At 35.7% G+C, this 7,195-nt stretch carries 5 protein-coding genes; 3 read left to right on the top strand and 2 right to left on the bottom strand.

What is annotated here, in order from left to right; translation table 11 throughout:
• The first annotated feature begins 60 nt into the window (after positions 1-60).
• Both BC008_RS50340 and glgX read left to right on the top strand, forming a co-directional pair.
• A complete protein-coding gene (locus BC008_RS50340) occupies positions 61-288 on the top strand; it encodes a hypothetical protein (RefSeq protein ID WP_058183342.1) in 228 nt (75 codons plus the stop codon).
• A 111-nt stretch (positions 289-399) separates the two neighbouring features.
• The gene (glgX, locus tag BC008_RS06075) at positions 400-2,490 is read left to right on the top strand and encodes a glycogen debranching protein GlgX (RefSeq protein WP_027846873.1); all 2,091 of its coding nucleotides are present in this window, start codon (positions 400-402) and stop codon (positions 2,488-2,490) included.
• 347 nt (positions 2,491-2,837) lie between these two features.
• Here the strand turns inward: glgX and BC008_RS06070 are convergent, their stop codons facing one another.
• Both BC008_RS06070 and BC008_RS06065 read right to left on the bottom strand, forming a co-directional pair.
• A complete protein-coding gene (locus BC008_RS06070; protein ID WP_161938082.1) occupies positions 2,838-4,004 on the bottom strand; it encodes a hypothetical protein in 1,167 nt (388 codons plus the stop codon).
• A gap of 213 nt (positions 4,005-4,217) precedes the next feature.
• Positions 4,218-4,886 (bottom strand): potassium channel family protein, encoded by a 669-nt coding sequence (locus tag BC008_RS06065; protein WP_027844523.1) that lies wholly within the window; start codon positions 4,884-4,886, stop codon positions 4,218-4,220.
• Positions 4,887-5,789: 903 nt separating this feature from the next.
• Here BC008_RS06065 and BC008_RS06060 point away from each other — a divergent pair.
• Positions 5,790-7,187, top strand: a complete 1,398-nt coding sequence (locus tag BC008_RS06060) for a C45 family autoproteolytic acyltransferase/hydolase (protein ID WP_027844524.1) — start codon at positions 5,790-5,792, stop codon at positions 7,185-7,187.
• The last annotated feature ends 8 nt before the right edge of the window (positions 7,188-7,195 follow it).

Genomic DNA, 7,195 nt, shown 5'->3' with positions numbered 1-7,195 from the left:
TCATAAATCGGAAATTAGAGATTTGAAAAAAGATTTAGAAATTATTGTTCCAAAGGCAGCTTGAGCATTTCATTCACGGGTATTGCGCTTAAACCGAGACGCGTCTGCGACGAACGCAATGCGGATGGGAATACTGGGCGCAAACAAGCTAGGGGAGGGCATCCCCAAAGTAACGCTCGGGGAGTTGCGACCACTACTCTACTTGGTGAAAACCTGGTTGAGCAAGTTGCGACATTGAACCGAGAATCCCACCTCTTTTTGAATAAACCAAGCGATAGCGCGGTTTAGACAGGGGTGGGAGTGTCAATGAGGAGATTGTGCAGTGGGAAAGCCTGTTATTAAAGGTATTATCAAGTTAAGCTTACTAGATAAGTTTATCTTATTGGGAATAGAACTAAAATGGCAGAAAATCTAAAAACCTTCCCTGGAAAAAGTTTCCCTTTGGGGGCTACTGTTTATCCTCATGGGGTAAATTTCTGCATCTTTTCCCAAAATGCTTCTGCTATAGAGTTGCTGTTATTTGATGCTGCTAGCGCTGCTCAACCAACTCAAACAATTAAGCTTGACCCCATACTGAATAAGACTTATTACTATTGGCACGTATTTATTCCAGGAATTAAATCTGGACAGATATACGCTTATCGAGCTTGTGGACAGTTTGCTCCAGAAAGAGGATATCGCTTTGATAACACTAAGGTTTTATTAGATCCTTACGCGCGGACAATTGTGGGAGAGGAGGTTTACAATCGCCAAGCTGCGATTCGTTCAGGAGATAACTGTGCTCAAGCCCTCAAAGGAGTGGTATTAGACCCCAGTACCTATAACTGGGAAGGCGATCTACATCCGAGAATTCCCTACGCCTGCAGTGTAATTTATGAGTTACATGTGGGCGGTTTTACTCGCCATCCTAACTCTGGTGTATCGGAGTCTAAACGAGGAACCTATGCTGGCTTAATTGAAAAAATCCCCTATCTCAAAGAATTGGGAATTACCGCGGTAGAATTACTACCGATCCATCAGTTTGATGCTCAGGATGTACCTCCCGGATTAAAAAACTACTGGGGTTACAGCACAATTAACTTTTTTGCTCCCCATAGAGGTTATAGTTCGCGGCGCGATTCTCTTGGCGCTGTAGATGAGTTCCGGGATTTGGTTAAAGCCTTACATCGCGAAGGAATTGAGGTAATTTTGGATGTTGTCTTCAACCATACTGCAGAAGGTAATGAGCAAGGTCCAACTCTTTCATTTCGAGGCTTAGATAATCAAACTTACTACATTTTGGATGAAAATCCAGCTCATTACAAAAACTATAGCGGTTGCGGCAATACTTTTAAAGGTAATCATCCCATCGTCAGTAGATTGATTCTGGATTCTTTGCGCTACTGGGTTTCAGAGATGCACGTCGATGGCTTTCGTTTCGATCTAGCTACAGTTTTGGGAAGAAATATTTTTGGAGAACCGATAAAGGAAGAAGCAGGAACCACAAATATTATCTCTGCAATTGAATCCGATCCGATTTTAGCTGGAACAAAATTAATTGCTGAAGCTTGGGATGCAGCGGGATTATATGGCGTCGGTAAATTTGTCGAATTGGCTGATTGGTTTGCTGAGTGGAATGGTCCATTCCGGGACGATGTCCGCCGTTTTGTTAAAAGCGATCGCGCCTCGATTAATGCTTTAGCAGCTAGAATTTTAGCAAGTCCCGATATCTACTCGCGCTTAGATACCGATATTAATCGTAGCGTTAACTTTATCACTTGTCACGATGGTTTTACTCTTAACGACCTAGTTTCCTACAATCGTAAACATAATCTAGCTAACGGAGAAGAAAATTGTGATGGTACTAATGATAACTTTAGTTGGAATTGTGGGCTAGAAGGAGTAACCGAAGACCTGGAAATAGAACAATTGCGATCGCAGCAAATTAAAAATTTCTTTACTATTTTGTTTATCTCTCAGGGAACTCCTATGCTTCTGATGGGAGATGAGGTGAGGCGTACCCAACTAGGAAACAACAATGCTTACTGTCAGGATAATCAATTAAGCTGGTTTGACTGGAGTTTAGTAAGCAAACACCATGATTTGCTAAGTTTTGTAAAAAAGTTAATTCACTTCATCCAAGGACTAGCAATTTTTCGTCAAGAAAAGTTTTTAGAAGTTACCCATGCAAGCCTTGAACCACATCTAGTTTGGCATGGAGTATATTTAGGTCAACCTGATCGGGGAGAGGATTCTCATACTCTTGCTTTTTCCCTAAATCACCCAGGAATGGGTGAACACCTCCATATTATGCTCAATGCTTATTGGGAATCGCTTAATTTTGAATTACCTCCTTTAGAGTTAGGAAACTATTGGCATCGAATTGTTGATACTGCTTTATCTACACCAGATGATTTTTCTGATTTGGAAGCGGCTGTAAAAATTTGCGAAGAAAATTTTTATCCAGTTACGGCGCGCTCTTGTGTAGTTTTGATGGAGAAAAAAATATAGTTTAACCGAACTTATAATAATCAAAAATTAAAATTTTTAGAACGTATACCATATACGTTTAAATGACCGTCATTGCGATCGTAGGGAAGCATATGTTTTCTATCAGACACGCAATACTTATACCAATTCAATAAATCATTGCAACAGATTCTCCGGTAGAGACATTGCAGAGGCTAACGCCGACGCCGCAGGCTCTGCAAGGTCTCTACAAAATCTATCTGTCCCATTATTTTTCCAAATTGGTATCACAATATGCTGTGTTCCCTAACTGCTAACGCAACAGTATATCGGAATTACTTCCACTGTGTTCCACAAGCCTACGGAGGTATCTGAAAAAATATTTCAAACTAAAAAAAGCTAAAAAATGAAGAGATAATATACAAGCTGACTGCAGAAGAAGAAAGAACAACAATTAATTTTTCTTTTTTTGGAATGCTTAAAACTACCGCCGCAATTATAGTCAGGATGCTTGCAACTACACAACCTAAAATAATATCTACATTCATAATAATTGTACTGCTAAATGTTTGAATAGTTGTAGATATGGTTTGCACAGCTAATGCGGCTGATAGGTCCACGGCATTGGAACCAAAGGATAAAACAAAAATTCCGTAAATGGCTATTCGCAGTTGTGCACTCCCTTTTTTTGGAAACTCTTGAATGTTAGTAATTGCTTCTCTCACAATAATCCACCCTAAGATAAATTCTGGAACACTACTACCAAAAGCACCAAGGATATATGACACTAAGAATTCAGGAACTTTTATCGCAATAGCAAAAAACTTTAAGTTTTCTACCATGCTTTCTGAACTCAAGATGAGTAACACAAAAGCTGTACAAAAAATCGTTAAAGAAAAAAACCATTGAGGGGAAAAATACCTCAATGATTGATTCATATTTTCATCATCTTCATCCAGTAAAGCATCATCCCCATATTTATTTATGGGAGGTAAAGAACTCCAATTATATATTCTATAAACCAGAAAAAGCTCACTAATAGTTATTAGCAGAAAAATTAACCAGTTATTTTTTTCGATTGCAAATAATGTTAAGAAAGTTGTTAGCGCCAATCCCAGCATGAATAAGCAAAGATACAGGCGAGATTGTACTGATTGTTGACTTGGATCGATAAAGAGCTTTTCGTCTTTTTTTCTCAATACATTCCATGCAATAATTAGCATAGTGAAGGCATAAGCTGCATTAACAGATGCCGATCCTATAACCATACCCAAACCAATATGACTTTCATTTTTAAGACCAGAAATAATACAGGTCATGATTTCTGGTCCAGAGGATCCTATAGTCAAGGCTATTGTAAGAAATGATTTATTTTGAAATAGAAGTTTCGCTTCACCCTCAATAAAATTACCCGAAAGAAACATTCCGATGCTACTCAGTAGCAATAAAAACAGTGACTGCTTGATACCATAAGGAATGTGAATTTGCTCTAATCCTGGATATAAATAAAATACACAAAGGCTAAAAAGCCCACCTTTCATCAATTTGTCTTTCATAAATTCCATAAATTCAAAAACAAAATCACGTGGGTAATTTTATATATTTGTTGTCAATGATGAACTTTTTATACCAAATCTACCTTGATTAATAAATATTGTAAATCTACCTAAAGAGTATTTTCTTATACTCTTTTGTGCCAAATTCATTTGATATGAAGCTGCATAAACGAGTGCAGAAGGTCAAAATACTACCGTTTAATTATCCCCTACTCAGTTTTTTCTAGAAGTATAACCACTGACCAAGATCGCAATTAGAATTGAGGGGTATAATTGTCCGATTATGGCTTCCATATTAGTCAGCATTTTAGCCACGTGAGTTACAGGAATAATATCTCCATAACCAAGGGTAGTTAAAGTAGTAAAACTAAAATAAATTAATTTATCGTAAAGTCCTGCTTCAATATTTATATGAGAAAAAGCCTGAGGTTCTAAACTCAAAACAATACCGTAAAATAAAGCCCAAACAAAACCAATCAAAAGATAAACACAAATACCTCCATAAATAGTATCTTTTGTAACTTCACTACGTAGTAAAATATCTCGTAATATTAAGTATGCTGCTATACCCAAGTAAAGTGTATAGATACCTTGAATTAAAATTAGAAAAAAAGTTGTTTTAGAACTATATAAGCCAAAATTAGCAGCATTCTCTAAGGCAAATGCTAATACTGCGATAATAAGATAGAGCAGGAAGATTTTTTTATGAAGGGAAAAAGTTCTCACAATGATAATAATGGCATATAGTAAAAGCGCGGAAGAGAAGAATTCACCAATTACGCCATTCAAAAAAGGGGCAAGTACAAAATTAGCAATTAATATAACCAACAGTTGAGTGTACTTTTTCTGGGATGATTCCTTAAAATTTAAAACAGGTTTCATAGCCAATACTAAAACACTAATTAATGCTTGTATAGCGGCAAACGTAATGTTTTATTTTTGTTTATTCAAGGATAATACACCGCGTCAATATTGAGAATCATTAATTACAGTGAATATATATTAACTATTGCAAAAATACACAAATATATTAATTATTTTTTATGTTTTTAATTTTGCTACAATTAAACTTAAAAAGTTACAAGTTAGTATTTGATTCTCAAGTTTAATTTAAAAAATACTATTTGAAAAATAATCTTTATTAAATAAGATTAAGAATACAAAATAACTATTAATTTTAGTTACTAATTAAAAAAAATTGGTTTTTGATACTCCAAACCTCCTTGAAAAGAGGAAAATAAAATTGGATTTTCCAATTTACAAGTAAATTTAGGAAATCTTAAGAGGATGTTTCAAAAGTCATAATTATTTACCTATAAATAGTAAATTGGATTATTATAACTAGAAAAAACAATTAGATTGCAATAAAAATACTTCATTAATGGTAAATTAAAAGTTAAAATAATGAATTAAAACCTACTTTTAATTAAGTTTAAATACTCGGAGACAAAATCTTAATCTTATTTAAGATGTATTTTTGAGAATATAAATTTGTAAATAAGATATTAAATTTTATATGATTATTCATTTGACTACATACAGGATTTATCTTATTGCTAAACCACTGATTTTGTACATTTTTATACTCTTGTTTACTTGATGAAGTTCTTTGTTTGATTTAAGCATAATTAATAAAACTGTTAAACATATATAAAATCCAAACACATTATTTTATTTAATGATTAGAAATTTTTTTAATTTGATATTCAGCTTTTTTATCACAAATAACCCAAAGAGATCAAATTGACTGTATTTTTGTGTGGAATTTATATATGAGGATTAGGAATGTACAACTGGTTGAAAAATGGATTAATACTAATCTTTACTTTGTGTTTAGTCATAGTTTTGAATTGGCAGGCTTCGCCAGTTTTTCCTCAATCGACTCCAACTCAAAATCAAAATATTCAACCACTTCCGTCTCTTGAAGGGCTACCTCAAATAACAGAATGGCAACCATCTGAGGGAGAATGGAAACCAGTCGCACCTCACCGGGAAGACAGAGGTCCAATCAAAGTCGTCTGGTTGCAAGGTACACCCTACGAAATGGGCTATCAGCACGGACAATTATTACATAAAGAAATTGCTTCCCTTGGTGGTCGGGAAATTTTTAATACATTAAGTTTCTTCGGCAAACTGATGTTAATGTCAAAACTGGCTAGACGCAATTCTTTTCCTGGAATTTACCAAGAATGTCAGGGTTTAGTTGATGCAACTAGTGATATTGGGATGACCATGGATGCTTGCATGGTTCTAGCCTTCGGTGACGTATACAAGGAAATATTTGGTTATAATCTGCCAAAAATATTATTTCATGAAGGCTGCGCGAACTTTGCTGTTGCAGGTGATGGAACTACTGACGGTCATCTTTATCATGGTCGTACCCTAGACAATCAAAAAGAACCGATTAAATACTGGGTAGATAACACTACAGTTTTTATACGACAGCCGAATAAAGGTATCCCCCATGCCATTATTTCAGTTCCGGGGATGGTTTGGCCAAATTCGGGTTTAAATGCTGAAGGTATTTCCATTTCGTTGGATACAGCACATCCAAAAGATATTGAGGAAATGCCCACAGATGGTAGAAGTAACGTACAGCTAATGTCTCAAGTGATGAAAAGAGCCCATAACTACCAAGAAGCTCGTGACATCATGGCTAGCCAAAATCGTCTGATGGCAAACTTAATCATTATTACAGATGGTAAATCTCGTAAAGCTGGGGTATTTGAATTACTCTATGAGGATATGGGCGTGCGTGAAATGGAAAAAAATGGTGCAATCTATATGACCAACCATTTCCTTTCACCAGAAGCAAAGGGTAAAGATACACCACCGACAGATTCAACCCTATTACGATATCAGCGATTTGAGCAATTGTTAGATAAAGATAGCCCAGAATCACTTTATGGCAAACTTAATCCACAAGTAATAGTTAAGCAAGTCCTGCGCGATCGCACCAATCCCCAAACAAAAGAACCAAGTCCCAAATCTTTATTTGATGACAATGCAAGTATTGGTGGTAATGGTTCATTGCGACAAGCAGTTTTCGACCCAGAACGTTTACTATTTTGGATTGCAGCGGGTAAAGTTCCCATTCCTGATAATCCATTTACTTGTTTTTCTTTGGGCGAAATGCTTGGTTTACCTAATGCTCAATCTTGTCCTGCTTCTTCAATATCTTAACTAAATCA

The sequence above is a fragment of the Mastigocoleus testarum BC008 genome (genome assembly GCF_001456025.1).
Taxonomy (GTDB): Bacteria; Cyanobacteriota; Cyanobacteriia; order Cyanobacteriales; family Nostocaceae; genus Mastigocoleus; species Mastigocoleus testarum.
Note: the sequence above shows the minus strand (reverse complement) of the source record. Positions and strands in the feature narration are given on the sequence as shown.